At 54.4% G+C, this 16,734-nt stretch carries 19 protein-coding genes, 3 tRNA genes and 1 pseudogene; 11 read left to right on the forward strand and 12 right to left on the reverse strand.

What is annotated here, in order from left to right:
* Positions 1–264, forward strand: a 264-nt coding sequence (locus tag ACOTXT_RS17940; protein ID WP_421625375.1) for a hypothetical protein, incomplete at its 5' end; no start/stop codon positions are given.
* A 92-nt stretch (positions 265–356) separates the two neighbouring features.
* Complete coding sequence (gene ftnA, locus ACOTXT_RS17945) at positions 357–854, forward strand: non-heme ferritin (RefSeq protein ID WP_008500403.1); 498 nt, start codon at positions 357–359, stop codon at positions 852–854.
* 36 nt (positions 855–890) lie between these two features.
* Here the strand turns inward: ftnA and ACOTXT_RS17950 are convergent, their stop codons facing one another.
* Complete coding sequence (locus ACOTXT_RS17950; RefSeq protein ID WP_032652521.1) at positions 891–1,232, reverse strand: hypothetical protein; 342 nt, start codon at positions 1,230–1,232, stop codon at positions 891–893.
* A gap of 229 nt (positions 1,233–1,461) precedes the next feature.
* Here ACOTXT_RS17950 and tyrP point away from each other — a divergent pair, with 229 nt between their 5' ends.
* On the forward strand, positions 1,462–2,673 hold the full coding sequence (tyrP, locus tag ACOTXT_RS17955) for a tyrosine transporter TyrP (protein WP_100121871.1): 1,212 nt from the start codon (positions 1,462–1,464) through the stop codon (positions 2,671–2,673).
* 32 nt (positions 2,674–2,705) lie between these two features.
* Here the strand turns inward: tyrP and ACOTXT_RS17960 are convergent, their stop codons facing one another.
* Positions 2,706–3,374: a YecA family protein gene (locus ACOTXT_RS17960; protein ID WP_008500399.1), complete on the reverse strand. Its 669-nt coding sequence runs from the start codon at positions 3,372–3,374 to the stop codon at positions 2,706–2,708.
* Between the two features lie 424 nt (positions 3,375–3,798).
* On the opposite strand from ACOTXT_RS17960, the gene ACOTXT_RS17965 reads away from it, so the two are divergent.
* The 6 genes from ACOTXT_RS17965 (at position 3,799) to ACOTXT_RS17990 (ending at position 8,965) form a co-directional block, all read left to right on the forward strand.
* Complete coding sequence (locus ACOTXT_RS17965) at positions 3,799–4,920, forward strand: branched-chain amino acid ABC transporter substrate-binding protein (RefSeq protein ID WP_008500398.1); 1,122 nt, start codon at positions 3,799–3,801, stop codon at positions 4,918–4,920.
* Between the two features lie 99 nt (positions 4,921–5,019).
* Entirely contained in the window at positions 5,020–5,934 is a 915-nt protein-coding gene (locus ACOTXT_RS17970; RefSeq protein ID WP_008500397.1) for an ABC transporter permease subunit, read from the forward strand.
* 11 nt (positions 5,935–5,945) lie between these two features.
* Positions 5,946–7,220, forward strand: coding sequence for a high-affinity branched-chain amino acid ABC transporter permease LivM (livM, locus tag ACOTXT_RS17975; protein WP_049121416.1), 1,275 nt, complete (start codon positions 5,946–5,948; stop codon positions 7,218–7,220).
* Positions 7,217–8,092 (forward strand): ATP-binding cassette domain-containing protein, encoded by an 876-nt coding sequence (locus ACOTXT_RS17980; RefSeq protein ID WP_021240464.1) that lies wholly within the window; start codon positions 7,217–7,219, stop codon positions 8,090–8,092. Before livM ends, ACOTXT_RS17980 begins: the two co-directional genes overlap by 4 nt.
* On the forward strand, positions 8,089–8,805 hold the full coding sequence (locus tag ACOTXT_RS17985) for an ABC transporter ATP-binding protein (protein WP_008500393.1): 717 nt from the start codon (positions 8,089–8,091) through the stop codon (positions 8,803–8,805). The genes ACOTXT_RS17980 and ACOTXT_RS17985 overlap by 4 nt, the downstream gene beginning before the upstream one ends.
* Position 8,806: 1 nt before the next feature.
* A complete protein-coding gene (locus tag ACOTXT_RS17990) occupies positions 8,807–8,965 on the forward strand; it encodes a hypothetical protein (RefSeq protein ID WP_154816487.1) in 159 nt (52 codons plus the stop codon).
* Positions 8,966–9,084: 119 nt separating this feature from the next.
* On the opposite strand, the gene ACOTXT_RS17995 is transcribed toward ACOTXT_RS17990, so the two are convergent.
* From ACOTXT_RS17995 to uvrY, 7 genes are all read right to left on the reverse strand, one after another.
* Positions 9,085–9,762: a DUF2076 domain-containing protein gene (locus tag ACOTXT_RS17995; protein ID WP_055322349.1), complete on the reverse strand. Its 678-nt coding sequence runs from the start codon at positions 9,760–9,762 to the stop codon at positions 9,085–9,087.
* A gap of 303 nt (positions 9,763–10,065) precedes the next feature.
* Positions 10,066–10,152: transfer RNA gene (locus ACOTXT_RS18000), tRNA-Leu, on the reverse strand.
* Between the two features lie 11 nt (positions 10,153–10,163).
* Positions 10,164–10,237: transfer RNA gene (locus ACOTXT_RS18005), tRNA-Cys, on the reverse strand.
* Between the two features lie 46 nt (positions 10,238–10,283).
* Positions 10,284–10,359: transfer RNA gene (locus ACOTXT_RS18010), tRNA-Gly, on the reverse strand.
* A gap of 152 nt (positions 10,360–10,511) precedes the next feature.
* Positions 10,512–11,060: a CDP-diacylglycerol--glycerol-3-phosphate 3-phosphatidyltransferase gene (gene pgsA, locus ACOTXT_RS18015; RefSeq protein WP_008500348.1), complete on the reverse strand. Its 549-nt coding sequence runs from the start codon at positions 11,058–11,060 to the stop codon at positions 10,512–10,514.
* A 56-nt stretch (positions 11,061–11,116) separates the two neighbouring features.
* Positions 11,117–12,949, reverse strand: coding sequence for an excinuclease ABC subunit UvrC (gene uvrC / locus ACOTXT_RS18020; protein ID WP_039024164.1), 1,833 nt, complete (start codon positions 12,947–12,949; stop codon positions 11,117–11,119).
* Positions 12,946–13,602 (reverse strand): UvrY/SirA/GacA family response regulator transcription factor, encoded by a 657-nt coding sequence (gene uvrY / locus ACOTXT_RS18025; protein ID WP_008500346.1) that lies wholly within the window; start codon positions 13,600–13,602, stop codon positions 12,946–12,948. Before uvrY ends, uvrC begins: the two co-directional genes overlap by 4 nt.
* A gap of 371 nt (positions 13,603–13,973) precedes the next feature.
* On the opposite strand from uvrY, the pseudogene ACOTXT_RS18030 reads away from it, so the two are divergent.
* Together ACOTXT_RS18030 and ACOTXT_RS18035 are read left to right on the forward strand one after the other, a co-directional pair.
* A pseudogene (locus tag ACOTXT_RS18030) lies at positions 13,974–14,042 on the forward strand (hypothetical protein); the annotation flags it as partial.
* 25 nt (positions 14,043–14,067) lie between these two features.
* Complete coding sequence (locus ACOTXT_RS18035; protein WP_008500345.1) at positions 14,068–14,292, forward strand: DUF2594 family protein; 225 nt, start codon at positions 14,068–14,070, stop codon at positions 14,290–14,292.
* 66 nt (positions 14,293–14,358) lie between these two features.
* Here the strand turns inward: ACOTXT_RS18035 and sdiA are convergent, their stop codons facing one another.
* The 3 genes from sdiA to tcyL all read right to left on the reverse strand — a co-directional run bounded on the left by sdiA (position 14,359) and on the right by tcyL (position 16,720).
* A complete protein-coding gene (sdiA, locus tag ACOTXT_RS18040; RefSeq protein ID WP_008500344.1) occupies positions 14,359–15,081 on the reverse strand; it encodes a transcriptional regulator SdiA in 723 nt (240 codons plus the stop codon).
* Positions 15,082–15,302: 221 nt separating this feature from the next.
* Positions 15,303–16,055, reverse strand: coding sequence for an L-cystine ABC transporter ATP-binding protein TcyN (tcyN, locus tag ACOTXT_RS18045; protein ID WP_008500343.1), 753 nt, complete (start codon positions 16,053–16,055; stop codon positions 15,303–15,305).
* The gene (gene tcyL, locus ACOTXT_RS18050; RefSeq protein ID WP_008500342.1) at positions 16,052–16,720 is read right to left on the reverse strand and encodes a cystine ABC transporter permease; all 669 of its coding nucleotides are present in this window, start codon (positions 16,718–16,720) and stop codon (positions 16,052–16,054) included. The genes tcyN and tcyL overlap by 4 nt, the downstream gene beginning before the upstream one ends.
* Between the last annotated feature and the right edge of the window lie 14 nt (positions 16,721–16,734).

Here is a 16,734-nt window from a genome sequence, read left to right on the forward strand (position 1 = left end):
CAGGGCCAAAATCAGCCACGAAGAGACGATTTTGGGCTGAAAATTGGAAAATTGAGCCACAGGACGTCGATAAAGGACGGTTTGGGGCGTCATATCGGGAGCTGCGGACCACTTAATCGCAACTTCCCTAAGTCAAACAATCCGTGGTATTATTCCAGACTGCCAGCGCAAGCTGGCAGTTTATTTCATTACGAACAAAAACAATTCTCATTAATAAATGATAAAATCGCCAATGCGTTTTATTCCCATTCGTATTTTAAATAAATAAAATAAATATTTTACGTTTTGCAAATAATTAAATAACAAATTATAGTGTCGCTCATTGTGAACCAGAAATAATAACCCGGAGCGCCACCATGCTGAAAACTGAAATGATCGACAAGCTCAACGCACAAATGAATCTTGAGCTGTATTCATCCCTTCTCTACCAGCAGATGAGCGCCTGGTGCAGCTATCACAGCTTTGAAGGCGCTGCCGCGTTTCTGCGTCGTCACGCGCAGGAAGAGATGACCCACATGCAGCGTCTGTTTGATTATCTGACGGATACCGGCAGCCTGCCACGCATTGAAACCGTGGCATCCCCATTTGCTGAATATAATTCTCTCGATGAACTGTTCCGCGCCACCTACGAGCACGAGCAGCTGATCACCCAGAAAATTAACGAACTGGTTCATGCCGCAATGACCAGCCAGGATTATCCAACCTTCAATTTCCTGCAGTGGTATGTCGCCGAACAGCATGAAGAAGAGAAGCTGTTTAAATCCGTGCTGGATAAATTATCTCTGGTGGGGAAATCAGGCGAAGGTCTTTACTTTATTGATAAAGAACTTTCCACGCTGGATACGCAGAATTAATTTCAGCGCGGTGCGGGTTCCCTGCACCGCGTTAATTTACATACACCCAGCGCAGCTGGTGCAGCGCCAGTCGTGAGGATTCACGGCCTGGTAAAAATAGCGGTAGCTGGCCGTCTCCAGCGCAATACCCCTCTCGTAGAACATATCCGTCAACCAGTCGACATTCGCTATGATCCACTCATCTTCCTGTAAGCCTTGTGCAAAGGTCTCATCCTCAGGATCAATAACCGAATAGATTCCCCAGGTGCCCATATCTTTTTCGCGGCGGGACTCCGGGAGTATCAGGAGCTGGTTCTGCCAGTGGATTATCCAGTGGCCATGGCACAACAGGTTGCCTCCACGGCTCCATGCCGCGGTAAAAGGATTCTCCTCCGCCATAAAACCCTCACTTTATTTGATAATTTATATTTATTGTTTACGTTACGCCGAAATGTTGCTCAGCAACATTGCCCTCATGTAGTAGGCGGAAGCCTATAAAGGGTCAGAGGAACAATAATGTGTAAAGCATTCATTACACTGCTTGTAACGGTGATTTGACGAGTTACGGCTTTTCCCTTACTCTGCGCCGCAGATTTTGTCGCGGTTAAGAAGCGTTGTAGAGGAAAGCGTGAAAAACAGAACTCTGGGAAGTATTTTTATCGTCGCCGGAACGACGATTGGCGCAGGAATGCTGGCAATGCCTCTGGCAGCCGCGGGCGTGGGATTTGGCATGACCCTGCTGCTGCTGGGGACGCTCTGGGCGCTGATGTGCTACACCGCCCTGCTGTTGCTTGAGGTTTACCAGCATGTGCCCGCCGATACCGGTCTGGGTTCCCTCGCGGCGCGCTACCTGGGACGCTACGGCCAGTGGATAACCGGCTTCAGCATGATGTTCCTGATGTACGCCCTGACCGCCGCCTACATCAGCGGGGCCGGGGAGCTGATCGCCTCAAGCGTTAACGACTGGTTTGGCTCTGACATTACCCCGGCGACGGGCGCTATCTTCTTTGCGCTCATCGGCGGCGGCGTGGTCTGTGTGGGAACATCGCTGGTCGATCTGTTTAACCGTTTCCTGTTCAGCGCCAAAATTCTGTTCCTGATTGTCATGCTGGTCCTGCTGGCACCGCACGTGCACAAGATCAACCTGCTGACGCTACCGCTGGAAAAAGGGCTGGCGCTTTCCGCCATCCCGGTCATTTTCACCTCGTTTGGCTTCCACGGCAGCGTGCCGAGCATCGTCAGCTATATGAACGGCGATATTCGCAAGCTGCGCCGCGTCTTTGTTATCGGCAGCGCGATCCCGCTGATTGCCTACATTTTCTGGCAGCTGGTGACCCTGGGCAGCATCGACTCTTCAACCTTTATTGGCCTGATGGCACAGCACGCAGGCCTGAACGGTTTTCTGCTGGCGCTGCGCGAGGTCGTCACCTCCCCGCACGTGGAGCTGGCGGTACACCTCTTTGCCGACCTGGCGCTGGCAACCTCGTTTCTGGGCGTGGCGCTTGGCCTGTTTGACTATCTGGCCGACCTGTTCCAGCGCCGCAATACCGCCGCAGGACGATTACAGACCGGGGCCATCACCTTCCTGCCGCCGCTGGCCTTTGCGCTGTTTTATCCACGCGGGTTTGTGATGGCGCTGGGGTACGCGGGGGTGGCGCTCTCGGTCCTTGCCCTGCTCCTCCCTTCCCTGCTGGCGTGGAAGAGCCGCCAGCAGCATCCGCAGCAGGGTTACCGCGTGGCGGGGGGAAAACCGCTGCTGTGCATTGTGTTTGGCTGCGGGGTAGTGATTATTCTGGTGCAGGTACTGATTGCAGCCGGGATGCTGCCGGAAGTGGGTTAATAAAAAAGGGGCTGTCATCAGCCCCTTTTTTATCAGTGCAAACAGCAGCTCTTGAACTTCTTCCCGCTGCCGCAAGGACACGGATCGTTACGCCCAACCTTCGTGCCGTTCACCATCGGCTTCTTCACTTCCGGCTGCTGCGGATTGTTCACCCAGTAGTTATACAAGCGCAGCGCCGCAGGCTGAATACGTTCAATGCTGGCGGTATATTCTTCTTCGGTCAATTCATCCAGCTGGTCGCCGATCTCTTCGCTACCGTGCAGCGCAATCACATCCAGATCGGCCTTCAGCTCGTCCGGCAAGGCTGACCAGTCCGTCAGCGCCACGCCGCGCATGTAGCCGTAGCACCACTCTTCCACCACGGTATAGCTCTCACCGTCAATGTCGTTATAGCCAAACATCGGTTCAAACTGGTCCGGATATTCGCTCAGGCGCTCGGCAATATCGTTCATATGCTTAAAGCAAAGATCGATAAAACGGTTCATCTCGCGATCGTTTTTCCAGCGCGGAATGTATTTCTCGCCACCCCACACCGCCACCAGCCAGGTATCTGGCTCAACGACAACAGGACCGGAAAGCACTGCGGTAAACATGCCGTCCAGTTCAGACACGTCAAGCACGGACGCATCGTCATGACCGTAAGAGATTAACGTCTCTTCAAGCCACGCCATTTCGCTTTCATTTAATGGGCCTTCAGTCATCGCTGACACTCCTGATAAAAAGGAAACGATCCTAACACATATCTCACGCCTCTCCGGGCTGAAGTTTAGGTCTTTATTGCTGCAAAAACGTGCAAATCGTGACCTTTGCACAACTTATGGGCTTTATTGTTAACGATATGTGATCTCCGCTGTAATTTCTTCTCCTCCCGCAAGGCGGCATAACGCGGCGCTCTATACTCAAACATGTCACAGGCCCGTCAATGGGTTAACCATTCTGGCAATGTTTTTGCTTAATGTTCTTCGCGCGACGCTGCGCAGGGAAACCTCGCCGTATATGCAGGATGCCGTCTGTATCTTGTTCGTTTAGTGCATTTTGTTCTTGCTCGTGTTTCGGATTGGCTGCGCCGCCGGGCGTTCGGGTTTACGCCGTGGTGCAAAAACCTCTTTGCTAAGGAACATAATAATGTCGCTGAAATTTATCAGAACTCCGCTTTCTCTCGTGTTGGCCGGTTGCCTGGTGACGGCGTTTTCCGCCAGGGCAGATATCGTGATTGGCGTGGCCGGGCCGTTCACGGGTCCTAATGCCACCTATGGCGATCAGTACTGGCACGGCGCAACGCAGGCCGCTGAAGACATTAACGCCGCCGGCGGCATTAACGGCGAGAAGATCAAACTGGTTCAGGGGGATGACGCCTGCGAGCCTAAGCAGGCGGTGGCGGTGGCCAACCGCTTAGTCGACCAGGATAAAGTCAACGCCGTGGTCGGTCATTTCTGCTCCTCTTCCACCATGCCCGCCTCCGAGGTTTACAGCGATGCGGGGATCATCGCTATTACCCCCGGTTCAACCAACCCGCTGATTACCGAACGCGGCATGAGCGACATGTTCCGCATGTGCGGCCGCGATGACCAGCAGGGCCAGGTGGCCAGCGACTTCATCATCGACAAGCTGAAAGCCAAACGGGTGGTGATTATTCACGATAAAGACACCTATGGTCAGGGCCTGGCTGACGCCACCAAAGCGGCGCTGGCGAAACGCGGGGTTCAGGATGTGATGTACGAGGGGTTATCCCGCGGTGAAAAAGACTTTAACGCGCTGGTCACTAAGATCGGCGCGCAAAAACCAGACGTCGTGTTCTTCGGTGGCTGTCATCCGGAAGCCGGCCCGCTGGTTCGCCAGATGCGTGAGCAGGGCGTGCAGGCGAAATTCTTCTCCGGGGACTGTATCGTCAACGAAGAGATGGTGACCGCGGCGGGCGGCCCGCAATATACCAATGGCATTTACATGACCTTCGGTAAAGATCCGCGCCTGATCCCGGACGGCAAAGCGGTAATCGAGAAATTCCGCGCCGGTAAATTCGAGCCGGAAGGTTACACCCTCTACTCCTACGCCTCGGTACAGGCGATTGCCGCGGCCTTCAAGGCCACCGGCGGCAAGGACTCTGCCAAAGCCAGCGAGTGGCTGAAGGCCAATTCCGTCGACACGGTGATGGGCAAAAAAGCCTGGGACAGCAAAGGCGATCTGAAAGTCTCTGACTACGTGGTTTACCAGTGGGACGACAAAGGAAAATATAAGGAAGTGGAGTAACGGGACGGAGTCACGCTCAACGTCGATGGGCTCGCCCGTCGGCGCGTAATAAACATCAGGCTGCGCGGCTCGCGCAGCCTATAAAACGAGCGCGCTAAAATGAGTACATTCTTCCTGCAACAGTTAATCAATGGCTTAACGCTGGGTTCCGTCTACGGCCTGATCGCCATCGGCTACACCATGGTGTACGGCATTATCGGCATGATTAATTTCGCCCACGGCGAAGTGTATATGATTTCCGCCTATCTCTGCGCCATTGGCCTGGCGCTGCTCTCATTCTTCGGCCTGCAGTCCTTCCCGCTGCTGATCCTCGGCACGCTGGTGTTCACCATTGTGGTCACCGGGGTGTACGGCTGGACCATCGAGCGTATCGCCTATAAGCCGCTGCGCAACTCCACGCGCCTGGCACCGCTGATCTCCGCCATCGGGATATCGCTTATCCTGCAAAACTACGCGCAGCTGAGCCAGGGCCCGCGCCAGCAAGGGGTACCAACCATGCTGGACGGCGTGATTCGCCTGCATCTGGGCGAAGGGTTCGTGCAGATAACCTACACCAAAGTGTTTATTCTGGTGGCCTCGTTTGCCGGCATGCTGGTGCTCACCTGGATAATCAACCGTACCCGGCTGGGGCGGATGTGCCGTGCGGTGCAGCAGGATCGCAAAATGGCCTCCATTCTGGGGATTAACACCGACCGGATTATTTCGCTGGTCTTCGTCATCGGCGCGGCGATGGCGGGCCTGGCGGGGGTGCTGATCACCATGAACTACGGCACCTTTGATTTCTACGTCGGGTTCGTGATCGGCATTAAAGCTTTCACGGCGGCGGTACTGGGCGGCATCGGCTCCCTCCCCGGCGCCATGCTCGGTGGCCTTATCCTGGGCGTGGCGGAAGCGCAGTTCTCGGGCATGGTGAACTCGGACTATAAAGACGTCTTCTCGTTTGGCTTGCTGGTGATGATCCTGATTTTCCGCCCTCAGGGGCTGCTCGGGCGCCCGATTGTGGCCAAAGTGTGAGGGAGAGAACGATGACATCACACGGTTTTTCACTTAAACGCTGCATTCTGGATTCAATTTTTTCCGGGCTGATTGCGCTGATTATCTTCGGCCCTATCGCGGGCGTGGTGCTGGACGGGTATAGCTTTACCTTCGCCGGGCAGCGCCTGGCCTGGATGGTCGGTATCGTCATGGCGGGGCGTTTTCTGCTGAGCGCTTTTTTAGGTACCGCTGCAGGTGCTCGTTTCCAGGCGCGCTTCGAGGCCGACAGCGCGGGCGTATATGTCCGCCCCCCGGAATATAAAAGCCGCATGCGCTGGATTATTCCCCTGGTGATTACCCTTGCGATTTGCTTTCCGTTTGTCGCCACCAAGTATGTTCTGACCGTCGCCATTCTGGGGCTGATCTACGTGCTTCTCGGTCTGGGGCTGAACATCGTCGTGGGCCTGGCCGGTCTGCTGGATCTGGGGTATGTCGCGTTCTATGCGATTGGTGCGTACGGCCTGGCGCTGGGATACCAGTATCTCGGCCTGGGCTTCTGGAGCATGCTGCCGCTCGCGGCAATCATGGCCGCTGCCGCAGGTGCCCTGCTCGGCTTCCCGGTACTGCGCATGCACGGTGACTATCTGGCCATCGTCACCCTCGGCTTCGGGGAGATCATTCGCCTGATACTGAACAACTGGCTGACCTTCACCGGCGGCCCCAACGGCGTGTCTGCCCCTCCCCCCACCTTTTTCGGTCTTGAGTTTGGGCGACGCGCAAAAGAAGGCGGCGTGCCCTTCCACGAGTTTTTCCACCTGACCTACAACCCGAACATGAAGTTTATCTTTATCTACGCGGTGCTGTTTCTGGTGGTGATGCTGGTGCTTTATATCAAGCACCGCCTGACGCGCATGCCGATTGGTCGGGCGTGGGAAGCCCTGCGCGAAGACGAAATTGCCTGCCGCTCAATGGGGTTGAATCATGTTCTGGTTAAGCTTTCCGCCTTTACGCTGGGCGCGTCCACCGCAGGCATTGCCGGGGTGTTCTTCGCCACCTATCAGGGGTTCGTGAATCCGACCTCCTTTACCTTCTTTGAATCGGCATTGATCCTCGCCATTGTGGTGCTGGGCGGTATGGGTTCTACGCTGGGCGTAGTGCTGGCCGCCTTTGTGCTCACGGTAACGCCGGAGCTGCTGCGCAGTTTTGCCGAGTACCGCGTCCTGCTGTTTGGCATGCTGATGGTGGTGATGATGATCTGGCGTCCACGCGGTTTGATCCGCATTAACCGCAGCGGGTTTGCCGTGCGTAAGGGCGTCGCACCATGAACGAAACGATATTACGCGTTGAGCATCTGATGATGCATTTTGGCGGGATTAAGGCGCTAAACGACGTCAACCTGGACGTGCAGCGCGGCTCCATTACCGCCCTGATTGGCCCCAACGGGGCGGGAAAAACAACCGTGTTTAACTGCCTGACGGGCTTCTACAGAGCCTCCGGCGGCAACATTTTGTTTAATACCCGCCATAAAACGACCAACGTGATTCAGGTCCTCGGGCAAAAATTCCAGCCGGGTGACTGGATTAACCCCGCGCAGTTCGGGCAGCGTCTTTTCTACAAAATGTTCGGCGGAACCCACCTGGTCAACCGTGCCGGGCTGGCGCGCACGTTTCAAAATATCCGCCTTTTTCGCGAGATGTCGGTCGTGGAAAACCTGCTGGTCGCGCAGCATATGCGCGTTAACCGTAATCTGCTCGCCGGGATCTTAAATACGCCGGCATACCGGCGGGCGGAAAGCGACGCCCTGGACAGAGCCTTCTACTGGCTGGAAGTAGTGGATCTGGTGGAGTGCGCCAATCGCCTGGCGGGAGAAATGTCGTACGGCCAGCAGCGGCGACTGGAAATCGCGCGGGCAATGTGTACCGGGCCGGAAATGATCTGTCTGGATGAACCCGCCGCGGGGCTTAACCCGGTTGAAACGCATAAGCTGAGCGGCATTATTCGCTTTCTGCGGGATCATCACGACATCACGGTATTGCTGATTGAGCATGATATGGGGATGGTGATGGACATTTCGGACGACATTATCGTGCTCGACCACGGCGATGTGATTGCCAGGGGGAAACCCGAGCAGATCCAGCATGATGAAAAGGTCATTGCCGCCTACCTGGGTACGGATGAAAGCGAGGTCTCCCTATGAGCGAACCGCTGCTGGCTTTTCGCGAGGTGGATGTGTTTTACGGCGTCATTCAGGCGCTGAAGCAGGTCTCTCTTGAGGTGAATAAGGGGGAAACCGTGGCGCTGATTGGCGCAAACGGTGCGGGTAAATCGACATTGCTGATGTCCATCTTCGGCCAGCCCCGTATCCGCAGCGGGCAGATCCTGTTCTGTGGTGAAGACATCAGCCATCAATCCACCCACTACGTTGCGTCCGGCGGCATTGCGCAGGCACCGGAGGGGCGACGAATCTTCCCCGATATGACCGTGGAAGAGAACCTGCTGATGGGGACCATTCCCATCGGCAATCAGTTTGCGGCTGAAGACATGCAAACCATGTTCGACCTTTTCCCTCGCCTTAAAGAGCGACGTAAACAGCGCGCGATGACCATGTCCGGCGGAGAACAGCAGATGCTGGCGATCGCCCGGGCGCTGATGAGCCGTCCGAAGCTGCTGCTGCTGGATGAGCCCAGCCTGGGCTTAGCCCCGATTGTGGTGAAGCAGATCTTCCAGACGCTGCGCGAGCTGGCCCGAAGCGGCATGACCATTTTTCTGGTGGAGCAGAATGCGCACCATGCGTTGAAGCTGTCTGACCGCGGGTATGTGATGGTGAACGGACAGATCCGGCTGAGCGGCAGCGGTGAGGAATTGCTGGGGAATCAGGAAGTGAGAAAGGCGTATTTGGGCGGGGTGTGATGTGACACCTGCCGAATGGGCTTATGCCGTGATGGACCATTTCGGGACATACGGGATAGAAGAACTGGAGGATACGTTAGCCGATATCGCCTCTTTGTTTGGATTGCTTCCGGCAATTCTTACAGGTTTGTTAGTAAGAAAAGCAGTAAAAAGAATGTGATTTATGAGCCTTCAGGCTTAGCCTCAAAGGTTTTTTTGATTCAGAAACGCAAAACCCCTAATCATTGGATGTCCAACTTTCGGGGTTCACTTCATTTCTGTGGTTTCACGATAGCGTCGTTAAATAAAACTGTCGTCGTCATTGCTGTAGTCGTCATCTACATTGTCGTTCTGCCAGGCGTCGTTATTATTGCCGAACGGATCGTTCTGGTTGAGGAAACGGGTGTCAGAGACGTTATCAACATCGCCGTATTGACTACCGACAAACGGTTCACCACCGACGGGCATTGTCGGCTCTTCGATGATGTTCACGATCTCTTCCGGCCGCGACTGATGGAACATGCTGGTAAGCATCTCAGCAAGCGCGATGCCACCGGCCACGCCAGCGGCTGTCTGGAGCGCGCCAGCCATAAAACCACCGCCGCGAGTAGCCGACGCTGGCGCCCGAGAGTAATCCTGCGCCGGCGGCTGTTGCGGCTGGGCATTCCAGCTGTTGTCAAGCTGCGGGTTACTTTTCCCGCCACCAAACAGGCCGCCGAGGAAACTGCCGCCCGTCGAGGGTTTGCTTTTTTGCGCGGCTAATTCGCTTTCAAGCTCCTGAACCCGGGCCTGCAGGCGTTTCAGCGCCGCTTCCTGAATCAAAATCGACTGCGCCATATAGTAGGGGGCCGCAGGCTGCTGTCTGACAAATTCAGCGATCTGATGCTCTGCATCTGCATCCCGTTGGCTGTTTTGTTGTCCGGCCTGTTTAAGACGCTCGAAAAGGCCGTTGATAAGCTGCTGTTCTTCATATTGCATGACAATAACCTTCCGCTCTCCAGGGTGGATACCAACCAGCTTATCAGCAGCGGCAACCTGTGTCTGGCGAGTGAAATGTTTGTTTAAGATTGGTTGCAGGTTAGCTGAAAATCGCCCTGCTTTCCGGGCTTGATATTAGAGAGTTAGGTTTAACGTTCTGGTATGGCAGCAAATTTCCGGGCACAGCACGATCGTGATGACGATGAGATACGCTCACTTCGCGCTAAGCCAGAGGCACAAAAAAACCACCTTTCGGTGGTTTCACGACACTGCTTATTGCTTTGATTATTCTTTGTTTTCCCATGGTAGCCGGAGTGGGACTTGAACCCACACAGCGCGAACGCCGAGGGATTTTAAATCCCTTGTGTCTACCGATTCCACCATCCGGCCAGGGAAGAAAGTGGAGGCGCGTTCCGGAGTCGAACCGGACTAGACGGATTTGCAATCCGCTACATAACCGCTTTGCTAACGCGCCGTAAAACTTTTCAAACTGACACCCGCTAATGCGCATGTCTTTAATCTGGAGCGGGAAACGAGACTCGAACTCGCGACCCCGACCTTGGCAAGGTCGTGCTCTACCAACTGAGCTATTCCCGCATGTCATCAAGTAAATCTCTAACCACTTGATTTCATTATCGTCCGGCTTGCTGTGCCGCCGTTCGATGCGTTGCATTCTACTGATATGACGTTATGAGTCAACGTTATTTTTTGCATCCCCGGATCGTTTGCTGAAAATTACGGCGAAACGATCACTGATCAAGCAAATCTCCGCGCGCAGCGTTCAAATATTGCAGCATTGACCACAGCGTCAGCACTGCCGCCACCCACAGGAGGCCAATCCCCGCCCACTCAACCCAGGCGTTCGGACGCCACAGCATCCAGACCAGCGCCGCCATCTGCGCCGTCGTTTTCACTTTACCAATCCACGAGACCGCCACGCTGCTGCGTTTCCCCAGTTCCGCCATCCACTCGCGCAGCGCAGAGATAATAATCTCACGGCCGATCATGGTTGCCGCAGGCAGCGTCACCCACCAGGTGTGATAGTGCTCGGCCACCAGCACCATCGCGATAGCAACCATCACCTTATCCGCCACCGGATCGAGGAAAGCGCCAAAACGGGTGCTTTGATTCCAGCGGCGGGCCAGATAGCCATCAAACCAGTCTGTTACCGCTGCAATAAGGAAGATCAATGCGCAGGCAAAGGGTGCCCAGACAACCGGCAGGTAAAACGCCAGCACAAAGAACGGGATGAGTACGACACGAAAAAGAGTGAGCAACGTAGGGATGTTATATTGCATAGTGACGGTAACTATTTGTTGTCAGTAAAATTTAGCTCTATGTTGCTACAGAGCCCTCAATGTTTCAACGAGTAGTAGATCTTTTCTGCCAGCCCTTGCGAAATACCCGGCACTTTTGCAATTTCCTCCATGCTGGCGTTGAGTAATCCTTGCAATCCGCCCATATACTTCAGCAGCATCTGGCGACGTTTTGGCCCCACGCCTTCGATCGTCTCGAGTGAGCTGGTGTTTTTCACCTTCGCCCGTTTTTTGCGGTGACCGCTGATGGCGTGATCGTGCGATTCATCGCGAATATGCTGAATGACGTGCAGCGCCGGAGAGTCCGGCGGCAGGCTGAAGCCCTCACCTTCCGGCTCGAAGAACAGTGTCTCCAGACCGGCCTTACGATCGGCCCCTTTTGCGACGCCCAGCAGCAGCGGATGGTTTTTATCCCAGCTGACATCAAGCGATTCAAATACCGCTTTCGCCTGGCCGAGCTGCCCTTTCCCGCCGTCAATCAGGATCACATCGGGGATCTTGCTCTCTTCTATGGCTTTACCATAGCGACGACGCAGCACCTGATTCATCGCCGCATAGTCATCGCCCGGCGTGATGCCGGTGATGTTATAGCGGCGATACTCGGCGCGCAGCGGACCGTTAGCATCAAATACCACGCAGGACGCGACCGTCTGTTCACCCATCGTATGGCTGATGTCGAAACACTCCATCCGTTTCACTTCCGGAAGCTTCAGCAGCGCCGCCAGGGCCGTTAAACGCTGGTGCACCGTCGACTGCTGCGACAGCTTCGTGCTCAGCGCCGTTGCCGCGTTGGTCCGCGCCAGCTTCAGATAGCGCGCGCGATCGCCGCGCGGTTTGGTTTGAACATTGACCCGGCGCCCCGCCAGTTCAGAGAGCGAATCGGCCAGCAGGGTTTTATCGTCAAGATTAAAATCGAGCAGGATCTCAGAAGGCAGCGTGCGCATCTGGCTCCCCTGCAGATAGAACTGGCCGACAAAGGTTTCCACCACTTCGCCCAGTTCGGTACCGCCAGGGACCTTCGGGAAATAGCTGCGGCTGCCGAGCACTTTGCCCTGGCGAATAAACAGCACGTGCACGCAGGCCATTCCGGCGTCAAAGGCCACGCCGATGACGTCGAGATCGTCACCGGTATTTGAGACAAACTGTTTCTCAGTCACTCTGCGCACCGCCTGGATTTGGTCGCGGATACGCGCGGCCTCTTCGAACTCGAGTGCGGCGCTGGCTTTTTCCATCCGCGCAATCAGCTGGGTTAAGACCTGATCGTCCTTGCCGGCTAAGAACAGGCGCACATACTCCACCTGCTGGGCATACTCGTCTTCACTGACCAGCCCGGCCACGCACGGCCCCAGGCAGCGGCCAATCTGGTACTGCAGGCACGGGCGCGAACGGTTACGGTAAACGCTGTTTTCACACTGGCGGATCGGGAAGATTTTTTGCAGCAGCGCCAGCGTTTCTCGCACGGCATAGCCGTTGGGGAACGGCCCGAAATATTCACCCTTCGCATGTTTTGCGCCACGGTGCATGGCGAGGCGCGGATGGGTGTCTCCGCTCAGAAAGATAAACGGATAGGATTTATCATCACGCAGCAGGACGTTGTAGCGCGGCTGGTAGAGCTTAATATAGTTGTGCTCAAGCAGCAGCGCTTCTGTCTCCGTGTGCGTGACGGTAACATCAATATTCTGGATGAGTGAGACCAGCGCTTCGGTCTTACGGGAGGCCAGGTTGCTGCGAAAATAGCTGGAAAGGCGTTTTTTAAGATCTTTTGCCTTCCCCACATAGATAACCGTACCGCCAGCGTCATACATGCGATAGACGCCAGGCTGGCTGGTTACGGTTTTCAGAAAAGCTTTTGAATCGAACACATCACTCACTGACTTAACAACGTCTCCGCATTACACAAACCATGTCGGATGGCCAGATGCGTCAGTTCGACGTCACCATGAATGTTCAGTTTACTGAACATCCGATAACGATAGCTGTTTACCGTTTTCGGGCTGAGATTCAGCTGTTCCGAGATCTCATTCACCTTCTGACCTTTGGTGATCATCAGCATAATCTGCAATTCACGCTCGGACAAACTGGCAAAGGGTGATTCGGTTTTCTCGGGCTCGATCTGGCTCAGCGCCATCTGCTGTGCGATGTCGGACGCAATATAACGCTGTCCGGCAAACACGGAACGGATAGCATTGACGACCTCCTGCGGTGCAGCACCTTTACTCAGGTAACCCGCCGCGCCCGCCTGCATCACTTTCGCGGGCAGTGGATTTTCGGTATGCACCGTCAGCATGATGACTTTAGTGTCTACAAAGGTACGCGCGATTTTGCGTGTTGCTTCAAGACCACCGATACCGGGCATGTTCATATCCATCAGCACCACATCGGCGGAGTGGGTACGGCACCATTTTACCGCATCTTCGCCACAGCATGCCTCACCGGCAACTTTAATACCTTTAATATCTTCAAGAATGCGTCGTATCCCTGCGCGCACCAGTTCGTGGTCATCAACAAGAAGGACGTTGATCAAAGGAAATGTCTCCAGAATAGGGATAACGCTACTGTGTGATAATTTGGTTTATATTAACGGTTTTCCTGACAAGATTAAAACGTTAAAAAACCGGCTATTCGATTTTGCTCTCGTTTTTGGAAATTAGGCTGTACAGGTGGTGGAAAGAGAGCCCGTGCATTCTGGGCTCTTGCAGCTTTTTTTAACCATCTGTATTCAAAAAGTTACAAAAAACGGGCTGGCTTAACCTGCGCAAAAACAGGGTTCAACTTTTTGTAACAATAATTAACGGCAAGCGAACCCGACCTAAACAATTAATAATCATTAAGCGGGTTGAGTTTACCGGTACGATCTGTTTACGCAATTAAACATCGGCGTAAAAGTACGAAAAACAACCGCTGCATTTTTTGCTTCAGCTTGTGGTATACTCCGCCGCCTTGACTTTCGTCGTCGCGCTTTAGCGCCGTTTAATAATGAGGAAAATAAATGAGCACACCTGAATTTGCCACTGCGGAGAATAACCAGGAACTGGCACAGGAAGTAAACTGCCTGAAAGCGCTGCTAACGCTGATGCTGCAGGCGATGGGCCAGGCTGATGCCGGTCGTGTGATCATTAAAATGGAAAAACAAATCGCGGAGATGGAAGACCAGGCTGAATCAGCGGTATTTGCTAACACCGTTAAGCAAATCAAGCAAGCGTACCGCCAGTAACAAAAAACGGCTGGATGCAGTGCATTCAGCCGTTCGCTCGTCTGTCACGCAGAACGTTTTACTGCGTCAAATCAGTCCCGTTGCCGCCGCATAGCACGCGATCTGCGTCTTGTTGGGCGCGTTGAATTTCTTCTGCATATTCTTCTGATGGAAGTTAACGGTATTCTCTGAGATCGAGAGAATGATCGCTATTTCCGCTGACGTCTTCCCTTCCGCAGTCCATTTCAGAATTTCACGCTCGCGCTTGCTGAATTTCATTTCCGGCGGCATGACCATCTCATCGTCAAAACGCATCAGCGAGGTTAAGGCCATTTGCACCAGCATTTGCAACCGCAGCTCTATTTCTTCATGGGCTAATGGCCCTTCCTGTACACGCGTACGAGACACTGACAGGAAACCAAGCGCATGATTTGGCAGCATCAGGCACTGCGTTATTCCCGAGCGTAAACCGTGATCCTGGGCGCTGTGCCATAATTCCTGCGCCTCGGCGAATAATGCATCTGTCCAGGGGAGATGGCCCTGAATGAAATTCTCCGGTTTTAAAACCGGATCAATCGCGAAATAGTTCGCGGATTGATATTGCGCCATCCACAACTTTGGGTAAGTGGTTTGCAGGGAGATCTTAGGGCGGGTAAATGGCACGGGATGGCGCACGCAGAGCGCGTAATAATCGAATTCCAGCGCCTGAGTTTGTCGCTCCAGCTCCTGATATACCTCGGCGGCACAGGTCAATTCCTGAAACCGGAGGGAGCAATCCCGTCGCCAGGTGAAAAAGTCTAAATCCTTCATACTTACTAAATGAAGCCTCTGAACAGATAATCATTATTATGGTGAATATAAGCTAACACATAAAACTTTTTTCTAGCCACAAAATATCGGCAATAGCACAATTAACTTTACTATCGATAAGGTTTATCCGATCTGGATGGAATAAAAAAACAGAAGCCCTCGCGCAGAGGGAGAATAATTTGCTCCAGAGTCAATTTCTGGAGCAAATGCGTGCAAAAATGCTACTGCATAAGGAATTTTTCAAGGAATTGACGGGTTCGCGGCTGTTGAGGGTTAGCGAACAGGCTTTTCGCTGGCCCCTGCTCCACAATCCGTCCCTGATCCATAAAGATGGCTCTGTCAGCGACATCGCGCGCAAAGCTCATTTCATGGGTCACGATCACCATCGTACGTTTCTCCTGTGCCAGCTGGCGAATGGTGTTCAGCACCTCGCCCACCAGTTCCGGATCGAGCGCAGAGGTCGGTTCATCAAACAGGATCACGTCCGGGCGCATCGCCAGCGCGCGCGCAATCGCCACGCGCTGCTGCTGCCCGCCCGACAGGCGACGCGGATAGCTGGTCTCTTTCCCCGCCAGCCCGACCTTGGCGAGCAGTTCGCGAGCCCGCGCCGTCGCTTCTTCTTTTGGCTCACCTTTAACGATCACCGGCCCTTCGATGATGTTCTCCAGCACAGTACGATGCGGGAAAAGGTTGAAGTTCTGGAAAACAAAGCCGACATGCTGGCGCAGGCGGCGAATCAACCCTTTCTGTTGGCTGATGGATTTCCCGGTATCAATCGTGATCTCCCCGACCCGGATGGTACCGCCTTCCGGCTGTTCAAGCAGGTTAATGCTGCGCAGCAGCGTCGTCTTACCCGAACCGCTCGGTCCAATAATCGCCACCACTTCGCCCTGCTCGACCTCCAGATCGATCCCGTGGAGCACCGTTTGACCGTGGAATTTCTTCACCAGGTTTTTGACGTCAATTGCACTCATTTTGGATCACGCTCCTGGCGGTTAAGCTGGTTTTCGAAGTAGTTTTGCAGAGCAGAGAGCACCGTCGCCATCACCCAGTAAATCAGCGAGGCGGCCAGATACATGGTAAAGACCTCAAGCGTACGGGAGGTGATGAGCTGTGCCTGACGGAAAAGCTCCGGAACCTGAATCGTTGCCGCCAGGGAGGTATCTTTCACCAGGCTGATAAAGCTGTTGCTGAGCGGCGGAAGCGCCACGCGTGCCGCCTGCGGCAGGATGGCCCGGCGCAGCGTCTGCCAGGGCGTCATCCCGATACTGGCCGCCGCTTCCCACTGCCCTTTGTCAATGGAGGAGATGGCCGCACGCAGGGTTTCGGAGGTGTACGCCGCGGTATTGAGCGACAGGCCAATCATCGCCGCCGGGATCGGATCCAGCTCGATTCCGAACTGCGGTAAGCCGTAGTAGATCATAAAGAGCTGGGCGATAAGCGGCGTACCGCGAAACACGGAGATATAAAAGCGCGCCAGCCAGCGCACCGGCAGGACAGGCGACAAGCGCATTAAGGCCAGTATAAATCCCAGTACCAGCCCAAAGAACATCCCGCCGATACTGAGCTGCAACGTAAATACCGCACCTTTCAGCAGGTACGGCAGAGAATCAATAACCAGTTGAATACTTTCTTGCATTATTATTTTTCGAC

The sequence above is a fragment of the Enterobacter cloacae complex sp. IR5422 genome (genome assembly GCF_049238165.1).
In the GTDB taxonomy this organism is placed as follows: Bacteria; Pseudomonadota; Gammaproteobacteria; order Enterobacterales; family Enterobacteriaceae; genus Enterobacter; species Enterobacter roggenkampii.